The organism is Streptomyces sp. 4F14 (assembly GCF_048159485.1).
In the GTDB taxonomy this organism is placed as follows: domain Bacteria; phylum Actinomycetota; class Actinomycetes; order Streptomycetales; family Streptomycetaceae; genus Streptomyces.
This window is the reverse complement of the sequence record NZ_JBLRVY010000007.1, coordinates 194,219-211,844: the sequence shown is the minus strand read 5'-3', so window position 1 is coordinate 211,844 and position 17,626 is coordinate 194,219. Positions and strand designations below refer to the sequence as shown.

The 17,626-nt window shown below is 70.4% G+C and carries 15 protein-coding genes; 7 read left to right on the top strand and 8 right to left on the bottom strand.

Going from position 1 to position 17,626, the window contains the following annotated elements; all coding sequences use genetic code 11:
• Nucleotides 1-46: 46 nt before the first annotated feature.
• Complete coding sequence (argH, locus tag ACLZOT_RS14305) at nt 47-1,477, bottom strand: argininosuccinate lyase (RefSeq protein WP_416969244.1); 1,431 nt, start codon at nt 1,475-1,477, stop codon at nt 47-49.
• 85 nt (nt 1,478-1,562) lie between these two features.
• Nucleotides 1,563-2,756 (bottom strand): argininosuccinate synthase, encoded by a 1,194-nt coding sequence (locus tag ACLZOT_RS14300; RefSeq protein ID WP_319725954.1) that lies wholly within the window; start codon nt 2,754-2,756, stop codon nt 1,563-1,565.
• A gap of 246 nt (nt 2,757-3,002) precedes the next feature.
• Between ACLZOT_RS14300 and ACLZOT_RS14295 the strand changes: the two genes are divergently transcribed.
• From ACLZOT_RS14295 to ACLZOT_RS14275, 5 genes are all read left to right on the top strand, one after another.
• The gene (locus ACLZOT_RS14295; protein ID WP_416969243.1) at nt 3,003-3,959 is read left to right on the top strand and encodes a hypothetical protein; all 957 of its coding nucleotides are present in this window, start codon (nt 3,003-3,005) and stop codon (nt 3,957-3,959) included.
• A gap of 496 nt (nt 3,960-4,455) precedes the next feature.
• Complete coding sequence (locus tag ACLZOT_RS14290; RefSeq protein WP_416969242.1) at nt 4,456-4,653, top strand: hypothetical protein; 198 nt, start codon at nt 4,456-4,458, stop codon at nt 4,651-4,653.
• Between the two features lie 550 nt (nt 4,654-5,203).
• Nucleotides 5,204-6,586: a ferric reductase-like transmembrane domain-containing protein gene (locus tag ACLZOT_RS14285; protein ID WP_416969241.1), complete on the top strand. Its 1,383-nt coding sequence runs from the start codon at nt 5,204-5,206 to the stop codon at nt 6,584-6,586.
• A 63-nt stretch (nt 6,587-6,649) separates the two neighbouring features.
• Complete coding sequence (locus tag ACLZOT_RS14280) at nt 6,650-7,756, top strand: FMN-binding protein (protein WP_416969240.1); 1,107 nt, start codon at nt 6,650-6,652, stop codon at nt 7,754-7,756.
• 49 nt (nt 7,757-7,805) lie between these two features.
• Nucleotides 7,806-8,543, top strand: a complete 738-nt coding sequence (locus ACLZOT_RS14275) for an FAD:protein FMN transferase (protein ID WP_416969239.1) — start codon at nt 7,806-7,808, stop codon at nt 8,541-8,543.
• A 124-nt stretch (nt 8,544-8,667) separates the two neighbouring features.
• Here ACLZOT_RS14275 and ACLZOT_RS14270 read toward each other — a convergent pair whose 3' ends face one another.
• The 6 genes from ACLZOT_RS14270 to ACLZOT_RS14245 form a co-directional block, all read right to left on the bottom strand.
• Complete coding sequence (locus ACLZOT_RS14270; protein WP_010350234.1) at nt 8,668-9,192, bottom strand: arginine repressor; 525 nt, start codon at nt 9,190-9,192, stop codon at nt 8,668-8,670.
• 17 nt (nt 9,193-9,209) lie between these two features.
• Nucleotides 9,210-10,394, bottom strand: a complete 1,185-nt coding sequence (locus tag ACLZOT_RS14265; RefSeq protein WP_416969238.1) for an acetylornithine transaminase — start codon at nt 10,392-10,394, stop codon at nt 9,210-9,212.
• Nucleotides 10,391-11,299, bottom strand: a complete 909-nt coding sequence (argB, locus tag ACLZOT_RS14260) for an acetylglutamate kinase (RefSeq protein WP_416969237.1) — start codon at nt 11,297-11,299, stop codon at nt 10,391-10,393. Before argB ends, ACLZOT_RS14265 begins: the two co-directional genes overlap by 4 nt.
• The gene (gene argJ, locus ACLZOT_RS14255; RefSeq protein ID WP_416969236.1) at nt 11,296-12,447 is read right to left on the bottom strand and encodes a bifunctional glutamate N-acetyltransferase/amino-acid acetyltransferase ArgJ; all 1,152 of its coding nucleotides are present in this window, start codon (nt 12,445-12,447) and stop codon (nt 11,296-11,298) included. Before argJ ends, argB begins: the two co-directional genes overlap by 4 nt.
• Nucleotides 12,444-13,472 (bottom strand): N-acetyl-gamma-glutamyl-phosphate reductase, encoded by a 1,029-nt coding sequence (gene argC / locus ACLZOT_RS14250; protein ID WP_416969235.1) that lies wholly within the window; start codon nt 13,470-13,472, stop codon nt 12,444-12,446. The genes argJ and argC overlap by 4 nt, the downstream gene beginning before the upstream one ends.
• A gap of 143 nt (nt 13,473-13,615) precedes the next feature.
• Complete coding sequence (locus ACLZOT_RS14245; RefSeq protein WP_416969234.1) at nt 13,616-16,222, bottom strand: YfhO family protein; 2,607 nt, start codon at nt 16,220-16,222, stop codon at nt 13,616-13,618.
• A 244-nt stretch (nt 16,223-16,466) separates the two neighbouring features.
• On the opposite strand from ACLZOT_RS14245, the gene ACLZOT_RS14240 reads away from it, so the two are divergent.
• Both ACLZOT_RS14240 and ACLZOT_RS14235 read left to right on the top strand, forming a co-directional pair.
• Nucleotides 16,467-16,841, top strand: a complete 375-nt coding sequence (locus tag ACLZOT_RS14240; RefSeq protein WP_416969233.1) for a VOC family protein — start codon at nt 16,467-16,469, stop codon at nt 16,839-16,841.
• A gap of 29 nt (nt 16,842-16,870) precedes the next feature.
• Entirely contained in the window at nt 16,871-17,503 is a 633-nt protein-coding gene (locus ACLZOT_RS14235; RefSeq protein WP_416969232.1) for a hypothetical protein, read from the top strand.
• Nucleotides 17,504-17,626 lie beyond the last annotated feature (123 nt).

Below are 17,626 nucleotides of genomic sequence, written 5' to 3'. Positions count from 1 at the left end.
CCCGCCTCCCTGTCTGCCCGGGGAGGCGGGGGTTCATGTGATGCGGCTACTGCTTCTTGGCGTCGGCCCAGGTGTGCTGTTCCGCCACGTCCGTCTTCAGTTCCGCCAGCTGGATCGCCACCGCGCTGGGGGCCGTGCCGCCTCGGCCGTTGCGGGAGGAGAGGGCGCCGGGGACGTTGAGGACCGTGCGGACCTCGGGAGTGAGGTGGGGGGAGATCTTGGTGAATTCTTCGTCCGTGAGGTCGTCGAGTTCCTTCGACTGGGACTCGGCCACCTTGACGCATTCGCCCGCTACCTCGTGGGCCACGCGGAAGGGGACGCCCTGTTTGACCAGCCACTCGGCGATGTCCGTGGCCAAGGAGAAGCCTGCGGGGGCCAGGGCCTCCATGCGGTCGCGGTGGATGGTGAGGGTGGCGATCATGCCTGTGAATGCGGGGAGGAGGATCTCCAGTTGGTCGCAGGAGTCGAAGACCGGTTCCTTGTCTTCCTGGAGGTCGCGGTTGTAGGCCAACGGGAGGGCCTTCAGGGTGGCCAGGAGGCCCGTCAGGTTGCCGATCAGGCGGCCCGACTTGCCTCGTGCCAACTCCGCGATGTCGGGGTTCTTCTTCTGCGGCATGATCGACGAGCCTGTGGAGAACGCGTCGTGGAGGGTGACGAAGGAGAACTCCTTCGTGTTCCAGATGATGATCTCCTCGGCGATGCGGGAGAGGTTGACGCCGATCATCGCGGTGATGAAGGCGAACTCGGCGACGAAGTCGCGGGACGCCGTGCCGTCGATGGAGTTGCCGGCGCTGCCGTGCTCGAAGCCCAGGTCGGCGGCGACCGCCTCGGGGTCGAGGCCGAGGCTGCTGCCGGCGAGCGCGCCGGAGCCGTACGGGGAGACGGCCGTACGGGCATCCCACTGGCGGAGGCGTTCCGCGTCGCGGGTCAGGGGCTGGACGTGGGCCAGCAAGTGGTGGGCGAACAGGACGGGTTGGGCGTGCTGGAGGTGCGTACGGCCGGGCATCGCGACGTCCGGGTGGGCCTCCGCGAGGCCGATCAGCGCGTCCTGGAGGTCGGCGATGAGGCCGCCGAGGATGCGGGCGTGGTCGCGGAGGTACATGCGGAAGAGGGTCGCGACCTGGTCGTTGCGGGAGCGGCCCGCGCGGAGCTTGCCGCCGAGGTCGGGGCCGAGCCGCTCCAACAGGCCGCGCTCCAGGGCGGTGTGGACGTCCTCGTCGGCGATGGTGCCGACGAACTCACCGGACGCCACGTCGGCCTCCAGCTGGTCCAACCCGGCGATCATGCGCGTGAGTTCGTCCGCCGTGAGGAGGCCCGCCTTGTGCAGGACGCGCGCGTGGGCGCGGGAGCCGGCGATGTCGTAGGGCGCCAGACGCCAGTCGAAGTGGACCGACGCGGACAGCTTCGCCAGGGCCTCGGCGGGGCCGTCCGCGAAACGGCCGCCCCAGAGCCGTACGTCACCGCTGTTGCTGCTCACTGCACTTGCTCCTCAGAAGTCCGGATGTACGACCGCCTCCCCCACCGGACACCGGTCGGGGAGGCGGTCGCTGTCACGCTATCGGTTACGCGAGGTCGCGCTTGGCCGCGATCTTCGACGACAGGCTGTAGATGTCGATGAAGCCCTTCGCGGCGGCCTGGTCGAACGAGTCGCCGGTGTCGTACGTCGCCAGGTTGAAGTCGTAGAGCGAGGTGTCGGAGCGCCGGCCCGTGACGACCGCGCGGCCGCCGTGGAGGGTCATCCGGATGTCGCCGTTGACGTGCTGGCTGGCCTCGTCGATGAAGCCGTCGAGGGCGCGCTTGAGCGGGGAGAACCACTGGCCGTCGTAGACCAGTTCGCCCCAGCGCTGCTCGACCTGCCGCTTGTAGCGGGCGAGTTCGCGCTCGACGGTGACGTTCTCCAGCTCCTGGTGGGCCGTGATGAGGGCGATCGCGCCCGGGGCCTCGTACACCTCGCGGGACTTGATGCCGACGAGACGGTCCTCGACCATGTCGATCCGGCCGATGCCCTGGGCGCCGGCGCGCTCGTTGAGCTGCTGGATGGCCTGGAGGACGGTGACGGGCTTGCCGTCGATGGCGACCGGGACGCCCGCCTTGAACGAGATGATCACCTCGTCGGCGTCGCGGGCGACGGCCGGGTTCTGGGTGTACTCGTAGATGTCCTCGATCGGGGCGTTCCAGATGTCCTCCAGGAAGCCCGTCTCGACCGCGCGCCCGAAGACGTTCTGGTCGATGGAGTAGGGGGACTTCTTGGTGGTCGCGATCGGGAGGTTCTTCTCCTCGCAGAACGCGATGGCCTTGTCACGGGTCATCGCGTAGTCGCGGACCGGGGCGATGCACTTGAGGTCGGGGGCGAGGGCGACGATGCCGGCCTCGAAGCGGACCTGGTCGTTGCCCTTGCCGGTGCAGCCGTGGGCGACGGTCGTGGCGCCGTGCTTCTGGGCGGCGGCGACGAGGTGCTTGACGATCGTCGGCCGGGAGAGCGCGGAGACCAGCGGGTAGCGGTCCATGTAGAGGGCGTTGGCCTTGATCGCGGGGAGGCAGTACTCCTCGGCGAACTCGTCCTTCGCGTCGGCCACTTCGGCCTCGACGGCGCCGCACGCGAGGGCGCGCTTGCGGATGACGTCCAGGTCCTCGCCGCCCTGGCCGACGTCGACCGCGACGGCGATGACCTCGGCGCCCGTCTCCTCGGCGATCCAGCCGATGGCGACGGAGGTGTCCAATCCGCCTGAGTAGGCGAGTACGACGCGCTCGGTCACGGGTTTCTCCTCACAGTGCATTCGCTGACATGCATGAGTATGCAGAACTCTGCATGGTTCGTCAATCTGGGGTCCGGGACGGGGTGCGGGGAGGACTCACGGCGTTCACTTCGCCGACCCGGCTGTGAAGATCCCTTGAGCCGCGTTTTAGGAGACGTTGAACAACGGCAACCGCTTGCTCGTACTTCCCGACGAACGCAGGCGCCGCGTTGAACACCCACTTCCTGACCCAAGTGAGGCATCTCCATGTCCAGGGCTCTCCCCAAGTACAACAAGCGTCGCGTCGGCCTCATCGGCGGCGCCGCCGCGGTCGTGCTGTCCGGTGCCGTCATCGCCGGTACGGCCCTCGCCGGGCAGGACTCGAACAACAGCAACGCGACGAACGCCAAGACCCTCGCCGCGAGCCCGGGCACGATCACCTGCCCCGACGTCGCCTCGCAGCTCCCCGCGGTCCCCGCGAGCGCGCAGGCCGAGATCGACCGCAACCTCGCGCTGCTCCAGACGCAGATCAACGAGGCCAACCAGCGGCTCGTCAGCACCGTCGGGCAGGGCGGCGCCAACTTCGTCCAGAACGCGATCCTCGGCCCCCTGGAGGACAAGCGCGTCGCGACCATCAACCGGATGGCCACCGCGATCGGGCGTACGGCCGAGAAGCCGGTGGGGCTGGACGCGCTGGCGCCGTGTGCGCTCAACGCGGGTGGCGGTAACGCCGGTGGTGAGGCGGCGGGCAACGGGGCCGGGAACGCCGGTGAGGGCGCGGGCGAGGCCGCGGGCAACGGCGCCGAGAACGGTGCCGGTGAGGCTGCCGGGAACGGCGGCGAGAACAACATGGGCAACGGGAACGCCGGTAACGAGAACAATGCCGGCAACGAGGGTGCGGGCAATGAGGGCGCGGGCAACGCCGCCGGTGCCGGGGCGATCTCCTGCCCCGACGTCGCCTCGCAGCTCCCCGCGATCCCCGCGTCCGCGCAGGCCGAGGTCACGCGCAACCTCGCGCTCCTCCAGACCCAGATCGACGAGGCCAACACGCGGATCGTGAACACGGTCGGGCAGGGTGGGCCCAACTTCGTCCAGAACGCGATCGTCGGCCCGCTGGAGGACAAGCGCGTCGCCACGATCAACCGCATCGCCACCGCGATCGGGCGTACGGCCGAGAAGCCGGTCGGACTGGACGCGCTCGCGCCCTGCACGGTCAACCAGTGACGTGACAGGACGCAGTGGCCGCCCCGCGGAAACGCCGGCCGGGGTGGCCACTGCGGTGTTCGAGGCCGCAGCCTTTCGGGCTGCGGCCTTTGTTGTCGGGGCTGCGGCCTTTGTTGTCGGGGCTGCGGTGTTCAGGGCTGCGGTGTTCGCGTAACAGCGCCTCGCTCGGTGCCGTCATGTTCCTCTGTCCGGGGAGGGGACGGGGACATGGCACAGGCGCGCAGGGCTCTGCTCATCGGGGTGCCGGAGCCGCTGGAGGACGCGGTCAGTGCTGATCTGCGGCTGCTGGACGCGACGTTGCGGGCTTCGGGGTACGCGGTCGAGGTGCTGCCCGACGCCGGGCGCAGTCGGATCAGACGGCTCGTCAAGTCCCGGCGGGCGGGACGCTGTTGGTGTACTTCAGCGGGCACGGTGTGCGGGTCGGGGCGCCGACTGTCTCGGGTTCGAGCTGCCTCAACTACCCGATCGCCTAAGGGGATTCCGCACCAACGGGCCCATGTTGTGCGCCCTGGTCACCTACTCGGACATCCCTCAGGCTCTCGCGACCTACGCCGAAACCCTCACCCTGCGAGGCATCTGTCCCCGCTGCCAAGGCCCCACCACCTCCCAGTACACCTACGGCATCCCCGGCTCCGGCACGAAGGGCCTCTTCAGCAGCTCCGTCGCCAGGCGGAGGGCTGGCGGGCAGGGCTGACCGGCCTCACCGCACTCCTCGCGATCCTCGTCACCCTCAAAGGCAGGGACGACCTCCAAGACCCCGGACTGGTCCCGCTACACGGCCGGCACCCTGACAGCCACGGCGTTCGGCCTGCTCCTCACCGGCTCGATCCTCGCGGAGATCAAGCGAGTCACCCGATATCTCCGTTACGCGACCCTTTGCTGTCTGGCCGGAATCACCCTGGCGTCAGCCGCAGTGATCGTCGTATGGACGACGACGGAGACGGACCCCGCCCCCACCCACCTGATCCGGGTCACGACGACGACCGGCGAGCGGTGCGGCGAGATGCTGGGCGCGGGCCCAGGCGGCGTACGTATCAAGACGCACAAGAGCCGGAAGACGCTCCTGCCGGCAGCACAGGTGACCTCGGTGGCACCGGTCGCGAGCTGCCCCCCCCCCCCCCCCGTAACACCACCCGTACAGAAGGATTGCGTAGAAATCTCGGAGCCGATATCCGCCACCGGCTGAACACTCTCCGCCTCCGCCGCGTATCTGTGGGCCAAGGGTCAAGTCCCACGGAGGAACCGTGACCACCACGATCGCAGGCGGACGTGCCGCCCGCCGCCAGACGATGCGCCGCATCCGCCCGCGCCGATCCCCGGCAGTCCCGCTGCTGCTCGCCGTGTGGGCGGGTGCGGTGGGTGTGCTGTGGCTGTGGTGGGACAACACGCCGAACGTCGCGAACACCGACAGCATGATTCTCAACGCGGGCCGTATCACCGGCCTGTTGGCGGGATATCTGATGGCGCTCGTGGTGTTGCAGATGGCCCGGGTGCCCGTGCTGGAGCGCTGGGTCGGCTCCGACCGGGTCGCGCGATGGCACGCGATGAGCGGCCGGTACACGCTGTGTCTGACGTTCGCGCACGTGTTCCTGATCGTGTGGGGCTACGCGCTCCAGGCGGGCAAGACGCTCGGCGACTTCGTGCAGCAGACCATCGACCTGGTCAACCAGCTGCCGGACATGGGCAAGGCGGCGATCGGCACGGGCCTGCTGGTGCTGATCGGCGTGGCCTCGGTGGGCGGCGTCCGCAAGCGGATGCCGTACGACACCTGGTACCACATCCACCTGATGACGTACGCGGCCGTGTTCCTGACGTTCTGGCACCAGCTGACCACCGGCAACGAGTTCGTCGTCAACTCGACGGCGAAGACGGTCTGGTACGGCCTGTACGGCACGGTCACCGCGCTGGTGGTCTGGTACCGGGTGCTGACGCCGATCCGCCTGAACCTGCGCCACCGCATGTACGTCGAGGCGGTCGTCGAGGAGGCACCCGGCGTCGTGTCGGTGCTGATCGGCGGGCGCAAGCTGCACCGGATGGGCGCGGAGGCGGGCCAGTTCTTCCGCTGGCGGTTCCTCGCGCCCGGCATGCGGTTCAGCTCGCACCCGTACTCCCTGTCCGCCGCGCCGCGCCCCGGCATGCTGCGGATCACGGTGAAGGCGAACGGCGACCACAGCGCGGCCCTGCGCGGCCTGGCCCCCGGCACGAAGGTGTGGGCCGAGGGCCCGTACGGCGCGATGACCGCGTCGCGCCGCAGCCGGGGCAAGGTCCTGCTGGTGGCCGGCGGGGTCGGCATCACGCCGATGCGCGCCCTGTTCGAGACGCTGCCCGGCGCCCCCGGTGACCTGACCCTCCTCTACCGCGCCAACAGCACCCAGGACCTCGCCCTGTGGGACGAGCTCGCGAAGATCGCCGACGAGCGCGGCGCGCGGCTCATGTACGCCGTGAACAGCCCCGACGGCGAGCGTCCCGACATCTCCGCGGAGTCCCTGGAGCGGAAGATCCCGGACATCGCCGAACACGACGTCTTCATGTGCGGTCCTGGCGGGTTCGCGCAGTCGGTGTACGAGTCGCTGCGCGGCGCCGGGGTCCCGGCCCGCCGTATCCACCACGAGTCGTTCGAGATGTAGCGCCGGCGCTCCCCAGGCGCCCCCAGACCTCTCCTTCCACGGATATCAGGAGCCCAGAAACAGATGAGGAAGAGCCACCCGCTGCGGCGCGTCGTGCTGGCCAGCGCAGCCACCGTGTCCGGGATCGTGCTGCTGCTGACGCTGAAGCCGTCCTCCGACCCCGGTTCGTCCACGCAGGCGTCCGGCAGTGGCGCGGCGGCGCAGGAGGCGGCCCAGGGCGGCGCCGGTGCGCCGGTCACGGGCACGGTCACCGGGGACGCCGTCCAGACGCAGTACGGCAACGTCCAGGTCAAGCTCACCATCGACAACAACCGGATCACCAAGGCGGAGGCCGTCCAGGCGCCGTCCGGGGGCCAGAGCACGCAGAAGACCGCGGACGCGGTGCCCAAGCTCAACGCGGACGTCGTCGCCAAGCAGTCGCCGGACATCGACACGGTGTCGGGGGCGACGTACACGTCCGAGGGCTACAAGAAGTCGTTGCAGTCGGCCATCGACAAGGCCAACTCCGGTGGCGCGCAGGGCGGTTCCGGGAACGGCGGCGGTCAGGCGCAGGCGTCCGGGACCTTCACCGGTGACGTGGCGCAGACACAGTACGGGGACGTCCAGGTCCGTATCACCGTCGCCGGCGGGAAGATCACCAAGTCCGAGGCGGTCAAGGCGCCTTCGGGCGGGACCAGCACCCAGAAGACCGAGCAGTCCGTCCCCAAGCTGAACTCCGAGGTCGTCGCCAAGCAGTCGGCCGCCGTCGACACGGTGTCGGGGGCGACCTCCACGTCCGAGGGGTACAAGAAGTCCCTCCAGTCGGCCATCGACAAGGCCAACGCCGGTTCCGCGCAAGGTGGTTCGCAGCAGAACCAGGGGCAGAACCAGGGTTCGGGCGGCGGTCAGGCGCAGGCGTCCGGCTCCTTCACGGGCGAGGTCGCGCAGACACAGTACGGCGACGTCCAGGTCCGCATCACCGTCGCCGGGGGCAAGGTCACCAAGGCCGAGGCCGTCAAGGCGCCCTCGGGCGGCACGAGCACCCAGAAGACCGAGCAGTCCGTACCCAAGCTCAACTCCGAGGTCCTCACCAAGCAGAGCGCCGACATCGACACGGTGTCCGGGGCGACCTCCACCTCCGAGGGCTACAAGAAGTCCCTCCAGTCCGCCCTGGACCAGGCCGGAGTCTGACCCGGTGACCCCCGAAGCTCCCGCCGCGGTACGTCATGTGGAAGAAGTCATGGGGACTGTCTTCTCCTTCGACGTCCGCGGCGGGGACCCCGCCCGGATCAGCGCGGCACTCGAAGACGCGGTGGCCTCTCTCCACCGCGTCGACGAGATCTTCAGCACCTACCGCGAGGACAGCGAGATCTCCCGGATGGCGCGGGGCGAACTCAGCACGTCCGACTGCTCCCCCGAGGTCACCGAGATCCTCGAACTGGGCACAAAGGCCGAGCAGTTGAGCGGGGGGTGGTTCAGCATGCGCTACGAGGGCCGCCTGGACCCCACGGGGATCGTGAAGGGCTGGTCCACGGAACGCGCGGCCCGCATGCTCGCGGAGGCGGGAGCGACGGGCGTGAGCGTCAACGGGGGCGGAGACGTACAGCTGTTGGGGGTACCGGGCACTGAACGCCCGTGGCGGGTAGGGGTGTCGGACCCGCTGCGGCCGGGGGGTCTGGCGGCGGTGGTATCGGCGGCGGGAGCCCCGGAGTTGGCGGTGGCGACATCGGGCACAGCTGAACGGGGCGCACACATAGTCGACCCGAGGACAGGCCACTCGGCAGTAACTGACCTAGTAGCGGTAACAGTTGTGGCCCCCACCCTCACCTGGGCGGACTGCTGGGCAACGGCAGCATTCGCGATGGGTTCGAGGGAGGCGCTGGAGTGGCTGGAGGACCTGCCGGACGTGGAGGCTTTACTGATCACGGCGGGAGACGAGGTCAGATGCACAGGCGGCCTGGCAGCAAGACTGGGCTGACTGTTCAACCAAGGGGGCGCTGACGTTTTCAGGGGCGCGGGGCTGTATCAATTCGCGGCTACCGCCGCGCGGGCGCGACCAGTCACACACAACCCGCAGTCGGCCGCCAGCAGTTCCCCCCTCTTCAGTTGCCGTTCTGAGCCAACCGCAACAGATGATCCGCGAGCGCCTGCCCCCCACTGGGCTCCCGACTGATCAACAGCAACGTGTCATCCCCGGCAATGGTCCCCAGAATGTCGTGCAGCTCGGCCTGATCGATGGCGGAGGCCAAGAACTGAGCGGCCCCCGGCGGCGTACGCAGCACGACCAGGTTCGCCGAAGCCTCCGCAGAGATCAGCAACTCGGACGACAACCGCCGCATCCGCTCCTCTTTAGCGGACTCCCCGAGGGGAGCGCGAGGCGTACGGAACCCCCCCTCGCTGGGCACGGCGTAGATCAGGTCCCCGTCGGTGTTGCGGATCTTGACGGCGTTCAGCTCGTCGAGGTCACGCGACAGCGTCGCCTGCGTGACACTCAGCCCGTCGTCGGACAGCAGCTTCGCCAGTTGGCTCTGCGACCGAACCGGTTCCCGGTTCAGAATGTCCACGATCCTCCGATGACGCGCGGTGCGCGTCTGGGGAACGGCCGGCCCAGCGGCAGCATCACTCATCGTCGTCTCACTCCGGCTCAGTCCCCGTTCACGGCATCGAGGATGCCGGGCAGCGCCCGGAGGAACGCGGCCACCTCGTCGTCGCTCAGATTGAGCGGCGGCATGAGCCGGACGACGTCGGCGGCGGGCGCGTTCACCAGGATCCCGGCCTCCTGGGCCGCCTGCTGCACCTGCGCGGCGTACGGCCCGGTGAGCACGATACCGAGGAGAAGCCCCGCGCCCCGGACATAATCGATCATCGGATGCCCGAGACCTTCGATCCCGTCGCGCAGTTTCTCGCTCTGCGCCTTGACGTTCTCCAGCAGCCCTTCGTTCTCGATGGTGTCGAGGACGGCGATGCCGGCGGCGCAGGCGACGGGGTTGCTGCCGAAGGTGGTCCCGTGCTGACCGGGCCCCAGCAGGTCCGCGGCCCGCCCGAAGGCGACGGTCGCGCCGAGCGGCAGCCCCCCGCCGAGCCCCTTGGCCAGCGTGACGACGTCAGGCAGCACACCTTCGTGCGCCTGGTACTCGAACCAGTGCCCGGTACGCCCGATGCCGGTCTGCACCTCGTCGAGGACGAGCAGCGCGCCGGTCGCGGCGGTGATGGCGCGGGCGGCCTTGAGGTATCCGGCGGGGGGTACGACGACACCGTTCTCGCCCTGCACGGGTTCGATGATGACGAGCGCGGTCTGATCGGTGACGGCGGCGGCGAGGGCCTGCGCGTCGCCGTAGGGGACGTGGGTGACGTCGCCGGGCAGCGGGTGGAACCCGTCCTGCTTGCCGGGCTGTCCGGTGAGCGCGAGGGCGCCCATGGTCCGCCCGTGGAAGCCGCCGATCGTGGCGACCATGTGCGTACGGCCGGTGAGGCGCCCGATCTTGAACGCGCCCTCGTTGGCCTCGGCGCCGGAGTTGCAGAAGAACACCTTGCCGTCGCGCCCGAAGCGGGCGAGGAGGCGTTCGGCGAGGGCGACGGGCGGCTCGGCGACGAAGAGGTTGGAGACGTGGCCGAGGGACGCGATCTGGGCGGAGACGGCCTCGACGATCGCCGGGTGGGCGTGGCCGAGCGCGTTGACGGCGATACCGCCGACGAGGTCGAGGTACTCGTTGCCGTCGGCGTCCCACACCGTGGTGCCCGCGCCACGCACGAGCGGGAGCCGGGGGGTGCCGTAGTTGTTCATGAGCGCGCCCTGCCAGCGGGCGGTCAGCTCCTGGTTGCCGGTCATTCCGAGTCCCCCTCCTGTTCGTCGGGCACGACCATCGTGCCGATGCCGTCGTTCGTGAAGATCTCCAGCAGGATGGAGTGCTGGACGCGGCCGTCGATGACGCGCGCGGTCTGGACGCCGCCGCGCACCGCGTGCAGGCAGCCCTCCATCTTGGGGACCATCCCGGCGCTCAACTCCGGGAGCAGCTTCTCCAGTTGGGAGGCGGTGAGGCGGCTGATCACCTCGTCGGAGTTCGGCCAGTCCTCGTAGAGTCCCTCGACGTCCGTGAGGACCATGAGGGTCTCGGCTCCCAGTGCCGCAGCGAGTGCCGCAGCAGCCGTATCAGCATTGACGTTGTAGACATGTCCGTCGTCCTGGCTGCGCGCGATCGACGAGACGACCGGGATACGGCCGTCCGCGAGGAGCGCCTCGATGGCGCCGGTGTCGATCTCGGTGATCTCGCCGACGCGTCCGATGTCGACCAGCTCGCCGTCGATCTCCGGCCGGTGCTTGGTCGCGGTGATGGTGTGGGCGTCCTCGCCGGTCAACCCGACGGCGAGGGGCCCGTGTTGGTTGAGGAGGCCGACCAGCTCGCGCTGGACCTGCCCGGCGAGGACCATCCGGACGACGTCCATGGCCTCCTCGGTGGTGACGCGCAGGCCGGCCTTGAACTCGCTGACGATGCCGTGCTTCTCGAAGGCGGCGTTGATCTGCGGACCGCCGCCGTGCACGACGACCGGCCTGAGCCCGGCGTGGTGGAGGAAGACGACGTCCTGGGCGAACGCGGCCTTCAACTCCTCGTCGACCATGGCGTTTCCGCCGAACTTGATGACGACGGTCTTGCCGTTGTGCCGGGTCAGCCAGGGCAGCGCCTCGATGAGGATCTGCGCTTTCGGCAGCGCCTTGTGCTTGCGTGTCTCGCTCATGAGGAGTACGCGCTGTTCTCGTGGACGTAGTCGGCGGTGAGGTCGTTGGTCCAGATGGTCGCGGTCTCGGTGCCGGCGGCGAGGTCGGCGACGATGTGGACCTCGCGGTAGCGCATGTCGACCTTCTCGCGGTCCTCGCCGACGCCGCCGTTCTTGCAGACCCAGACGCCGTTGATGGCGACGTTCAACTCGTCGGCCTCGAAGGCGGCTTGCGTGGTGCCGATGGCGGACAGGACGCGGCCCCAGTTGGGGTCCTCGCCGTGGATGGCGCACTTGAGGAGGTTGTTGCGGGCGATGGACCGGCCGACCTCGACGGCGTCGTCCTCGGTGGCCGCGTTGATGACCTCGATCTTGATGTCCTTGCTGGCGCCCTCGGCGTCCCTGATGAGCTGCTGCCCGAGGTCGTCGCAGACCTGGCGGACGGCTTCCGCGAACTCGGCGTACTCCGGCGTGACTTCGGAGGCGCCGGAGGCGAGCAGCAGCACGGTGTCGTTGGTCGACATGCAGCCGTCGGAGTCGACGCGGTCGAAGGTGGTCCGAGTCGCGTCGCGAAGTGCCTTGTCCAGCAGGTCGCTTGAGACATCGGCGTCGGTGGTGACGACGACCAGCATGGTGGCGAGGCCCGGCGCGAGCATCCCGGCGCCCTTGGCCATGCCGCCGACGGTCCAGCCGTCCTTCGTCACGACGGCCGTCTTGTGGACGGTGTCGGTGGTCTTGATGGCGATGGCGGCCTTCTCGCCGCCGTGCTCGGACAGTTGAGCAGCCGCTGCCTCGACTCCCGGGAGCAGCTTGTCCATCGGGAGCAGGACGCCGATAAGTCCAGTGGAGCAGACGGCCACTTCGCCCGCGCCGACGTTCAGGACCTCGGCGACCTTCTCGGCGGTCGCGTGCGTGTCCTGGAAGCCCTTCGGGCCCGTACAGGCGTTGGCGCCCCCGGAGTTGAGGACGACGGCCGTCAACTCGCCGCTCGTCAGCACCTGCTGGGACCACAGCACCGGCGCGGCCTTCACGCGGTTGGAGGTGAAGACACCGGCGGCGGCGCGTCGCGGCCCGGTGTTGACCACGAGGGCCAGGTCCGGATTGCCGCTCTCCTTGATCCCGGCGGCGATGCCCGCCGCCGTGAATCCCTTTGCTGCCGTCACGCTCACGGTGCGACTCCGATCGTGGAAAGACCCAGCTCCTCGGGGAGACCGAGGGCGATGTTCATGCTCTGTACGGCACCGCCGGCGGTGCCCTTGGTGAGGTTGTCGATGGCGCTGATCGCGATGATCCGGCCCACGGCCTCGTCGTAGGCGACTTGGATCTGCACGGCGTTGGAACCCTGGACGGACGCCGTCGCCGGCCACTGCCCCTCGGGGAGGAGGTGGACGAACGGCTCGTCGGCGAGGGCCTTCTCGTAGGCGGCGCGGACCGTCTCGGCGGTGACGCCGGGCCTGGCCTGGGCGCTGCACGTGGCGAGGATGCCCCGGGACATGGGCGCGAGGGTCGGCGTGAACGAGACGGTGACCGGCTCGCCCGCCGCCGCGCTGAGGTTCTGGATCATCTCGGGGGTGTGGCGGTGGCCGCCGCCGACGCCGTACGGGGACATGGAGCCCATGACCTCGCTGCCCAGCAGGTTGGCCTTGGGGGCCTTGCCCGCGCCGGAGGTGCCGGAGGCGGCGACGATGATCGCCTGGTTCTCGGCGATCCCGGCCGCGTACGCCGGGAAGAGGGCGAGGGAGACGGCGGTGGGGTAGCAACCGGGGACCGCGATGCGCTTGGACCCCTCCAGCGCGGCGCGGCCACCCGGAAGTTCGGGGAGGCCGTAGGGCCAGGTGCCGGCGTGCGGGGAGCCGTAGAACCGCTCCCAGTCGCCCGCGTCCTTCAGGCGGAAGTCGGCGCCCATGTCGACGACGAGGACGTCCGGGCCGAGCTGCCGCGCGACGGCGGCGGACTGGCCGTGCGGCAGCGCGAGGAAGACGACGTCGTGCCCGGCGAGGGTCTCGGGCGTGGTCTCGGCGAGGATCCGGTCGGCCAGCGGCAGCAGGTGCGGCTGGAGTGAGCCGAGGCGCTGGCCCGCGTTGGAGTTCCCGGTCAGCGTGCCGATCTCGACCTCGGGGTGCGCGAGGAGCAGGCGCAGCACCTCTCCGCCCGCGTACCCGCTCGCTCCGGCGACTGCCGCACGTACCACCATGGACTCCTCCTCCTGAATGGCATGACTATACGTCTCGCTGCACGTTTATGCAATCGATCGCATACGTCGACGCGCGGCGGCCCGGGGAACTACTCCCCCGGTCAGGGGCGGGGAAATCGTGGCGTACCTCTCGTCGGGAGCGCTCAGGACACCATGACCAGCTCCTCGCCCGGCTCGGCGCGCGCCCGCGTACGCCGTCGCCGGCCGGCCGCGCTCCAGGCCCCCAGCAGCAGCGTCCCCGCCAGCGCGAGGGCCCCGACGCCGAGCCCCAGCCGGAGGCCCGGCGTGTGGAACGTGCAGGTCAGAGTGGACGAGGAGGGGTCCAGCGGGGCGGCGACCAGGCCGTGGAAGTCCTGCGCGGGTACGGCGGGGGCGTCGCCGACCGCGCAGCGCCAGCCCGCGATGCGCGGTGCCGCGACGACCGCGATGCCCTTGCTGCCCTGGGGGAGTTCGGCGCGGATCGTGCCGTCGTCGACGGTCACCTTCGTCGCGCCGGTCGCCTTGAGGTGGTCGGCCGCTGCGCGCAGCCTGCCCGTGTCGAGGCAGCCGACCGAGCCCTCGCCCGGCATGCGGCTCGCCTTCTTCGGGGCCAGGGTGACGCGGACCTCGCCCGACGCCGGGACCCGGCCGAGCCTCGCCATCGCCGCGATCTTCTTGCGCAGGTCCGAGCGGGAGCGGCCGGTGAGGTCGCTGCCCTCCAGGCGGGCGGTGCCCGCGTAGCGGGGTGCGTAGAGGTACGCCTCGCTGCCCGCCGGGCACCGCGCGGTGAGGGTCGTACCGCGCAGGGTGGCCCTCGGGACCGTATAGACCTGTGTCCCCAGCAGCAGTTCCTGGTTGCGGTAGGGCGACGTACCGAAGGCCGGGCGCTCGCTCACCTTCGGCCGGACCGTCACCAGCGGCGGTACGTCCTGCCTGGTCACCGTCTCGCCGGTGCCGTCCTGCGGGAACCAGTCCTGGTGCGGGTCCGGCGGGGAGTGCACGCGCGCGCCGACCGAGAAGACCGTGTCCGTGACGGCGTTGTCGAGGCTCTGGAGGCTGCGCCCGCCGGAGGTCCAGCCGTCGCCGAGCGCGGTGAGCGTGCGGTAGAGGACGTCGGAGGTGTGGCTGCTGTAGTACTGCGCGCCCTGGCCGCCGACCATCATCGGGTCGTTCCCGACGGTCTGTTCCCGGCCGGGGTCGGTACGGTAGGCGGGCCAGCCGTCGGCCGAGCGGACCGCCTCGGCCTGCGCGGTCTGCCGGGCACCCCAGGGGGCGTAGTTGTCGAAGTGGGCGAGGCGCAGCCGGGTGGTGACGGCGGAGGTACCGGCGGCTTCACCGAGCTGGAGGGTGAGGAGGAGGGCGACGGCGAGGGTTGCGGGGAGGGGGCGGGGGAACTTCTTGCGGGGCTTCGGTGCGGGCGCGACAGCGTTGTCGGTACGACTATCGGCTTCTACTTCTGTATGACCCACCGCACTCCCTTCCCGCTCTCCCCTCGCCCCTCGCTCCGCCCGCCCCAGCAGCCACAACCCCACCAGCACCCCCGCTGCCGCCACCCCCGCGATCGGCAGCACGAACGGCCGGACCAGGTGGCTCCCGCTCGCCCCCGCCCCGATCACCACGAGGATCCCGCCCGCGATCCCCAGCGCCCGCCTCTCCGGCACCCCGTACGACAGCCCGTACCAGGCCGCCAGCACCAGGAACCCGCACAGCACGAACGCCTCGCGGTACCCGGAGCCCTGGGGGGTCGTGAAGCCGTGCCAGGCGAGCTGGGTCGGTTCCCACTGCATCGACGCGAACATGAGGACGGCCAGCCCGGACCAGGCCCACCGCACCCGGGACGGCACCGCACGGTGGAACGGCAGGGCGAGCGCGAGGAGCAGCGCGGTCGTGCCGACGTACAGGCTCGGTGTGCCGAAGCCGTACGTCGTGGGCAGCAGGCGGGCCAGGACGTCTTCGGTTCCGGAGGGGACGAAGCCGCTGAAGTGGCCCGGGGAGGCGTGCTCGCTGCCGAAGTAGACGACGGTGACCAGAGGCGCGGCGAGGCCGATGCCGAGGGCCGTGGTGAGGGCGGCGCGGCCCAGGACGGCGAGGGTCTCGCGGCGCGGCGGGGCGAGGAGGACCAGCCGGACGGCCAGGACCAGGGCGGCGCCGAGGGTCGCCATGTACGCCGTGTAGAAGTTCGCGGTCCAGGCGAGCGCCACCACCAGGACGCCCACGACGCGCCGGTGCCCGGCGAGCAGCCACTCCCCCACCAGGCACAGCACCGGCAGCGCGACCAGCCCGTCGAGCCACATGAGGTTGTACGACGCGTCGGCGAGGCTCCAGCCGCACAGCGCGTACGAGACGCCGAGGAGTACGGCGGCCCAGCGTGGGCCCGGCCGCAGCGTGAGCAGGAGCCAGGTCATGGCCGCCGCCGCGCACGCCGTCTTCGTCGCGGTGATGACGTACACCGCGAGGTCGATCTCGTCGCGCGGGAACACGCCGACGAGGAGCGCGAAGGGGCTGCTGACGTACGTCGCGAAGTCGGGCAGGAAGCTCGCGCCGAACCCGGACTGCCAGTTCATGACGAGGCCGCCGTCGGCGCGGCCGTGCAGCAGGTCCCAGAGGTGCGCGTGGTACGGCAGGTACTGGTTGCCGAGGTCGTTGACGCTGCGCGTGCGCGGGCCGAAGGGGTAGCTGCGGGCGATGGCGTCGGCGGCGCAGAACACGGCGAGCGTGAGGAGCGCGGCGAGTCCCGCGGCGGTGCGCCGGGTCCGGAGGGTGGGTTCCACGCAGGCTCAGAGCCCGGCGGCGGCCCGGGGGTTGTGCGCGCCCCGGAAGGTTAACCGGCTTGTCGACCGCTGTTCCCCTTGGCTAGGGTCGCCTCCGTGAACACCGGACCGGCGCGCACGCGCCACCCACGGATCGGCTACCCGGTGGCCGACTGATCCTCGGGCGGGGTCGAGCCCCGCCGACTGCTCGGAGACGACGACGCGTTCCGCGGTTTCCGTTCCGAGTGAAGAGGTTCACCACCACATGCCCGCTTCTTTCAACCACACGATCATCGCGTCCAAGGACCGCGAGGAGTCCGCCCGGTTCTTCCGGGAGCTTCTCGAAGTCGGCGCTGCCCCGTCCTGGGGTCCCTTCACCAACATCCAGCTCGCCGACGGCACACTGCTCCAGTTCGCGGAGCCGCCGGTCGAGATCCAGATGCAGCACTACGCGTTCCTGGTGGACGACGAGCTGTTCGACCGCGCCTATCAGCGCCTGTGCGAGGCCGGCGTCACGCACTGGGCCGACCCGCAGATGCAGCGCCCCGGTGAGACGAACACCGGGCACGGCGGCCGGGGCGTGTACTTCAAGGACCCGGCGGGCCACGCGATCGAACTGCTCACCCGGCCGTATCTGTAGACCCGGTCCGACCTGCGAGGATGACCGGCGTGAACATAGCTGACACGCCGGTCACCGGGCTCGACCTCACCGGCTTCGAGGAGGTCGGGCCCGGCCTCTGGCAGGACGGGGCGGGGCTCCTGCTGTCCGTGCACTTCTTCCCGCTCGTCCCCGATCTGCCGGCCCCGCTGCACGACTCCGAACGTCTGCGTGCCGGGGCCGCGCAGGGGGTCGCCGAGCACGGGGGCGGGCTGATCGAGGCCGAGTTCGGGGCCCTCGACGGGGTGCCGGCGGTGTGGCAGCTCGTGAAGATGCCGCTGGGGTCACGGCCCGGCCAGGCGTTCCTGGCGTCGTGGACCGTGCCGAGGGACCGGAGCAGCGTCGTGGTCAAGGTCCAGGCCGCCGAGGGGGCGGTGACCGGGATGCGGGAAGCGCTGATCCTCGCGGAGGTGGGGCCCGAGGAGTACTTCCGGCCGCATCCGTACGGGGCTCGGGGCGGACTCCCCTACCACGTGGGCGACTTGGAGCGGTGGGACGCGCGCTTCCCGGACCATCCGCTGACGCGGGTACGGGCGGCGCTGCGGCGGGTGGCGCCCACGGTGACGCTGGACGAGGAGTTCAAGGGGCTGCCGGGGTTCGGGGAGGCGCGGCGGCGGGGGTGGTTCCGGCGCAGGAGTGCTTGAACTCCGCGTCCCTTCGGCTCGCTCTCTCCTTCAGGCCCCGCGTCCCCTCGGCTCCCGCTCTCCTTCACGCCCCGCGTCCCCTCGGCTCCCGCTCTCCTTCAGGCCCCGCGCCCCCTCGGCTCC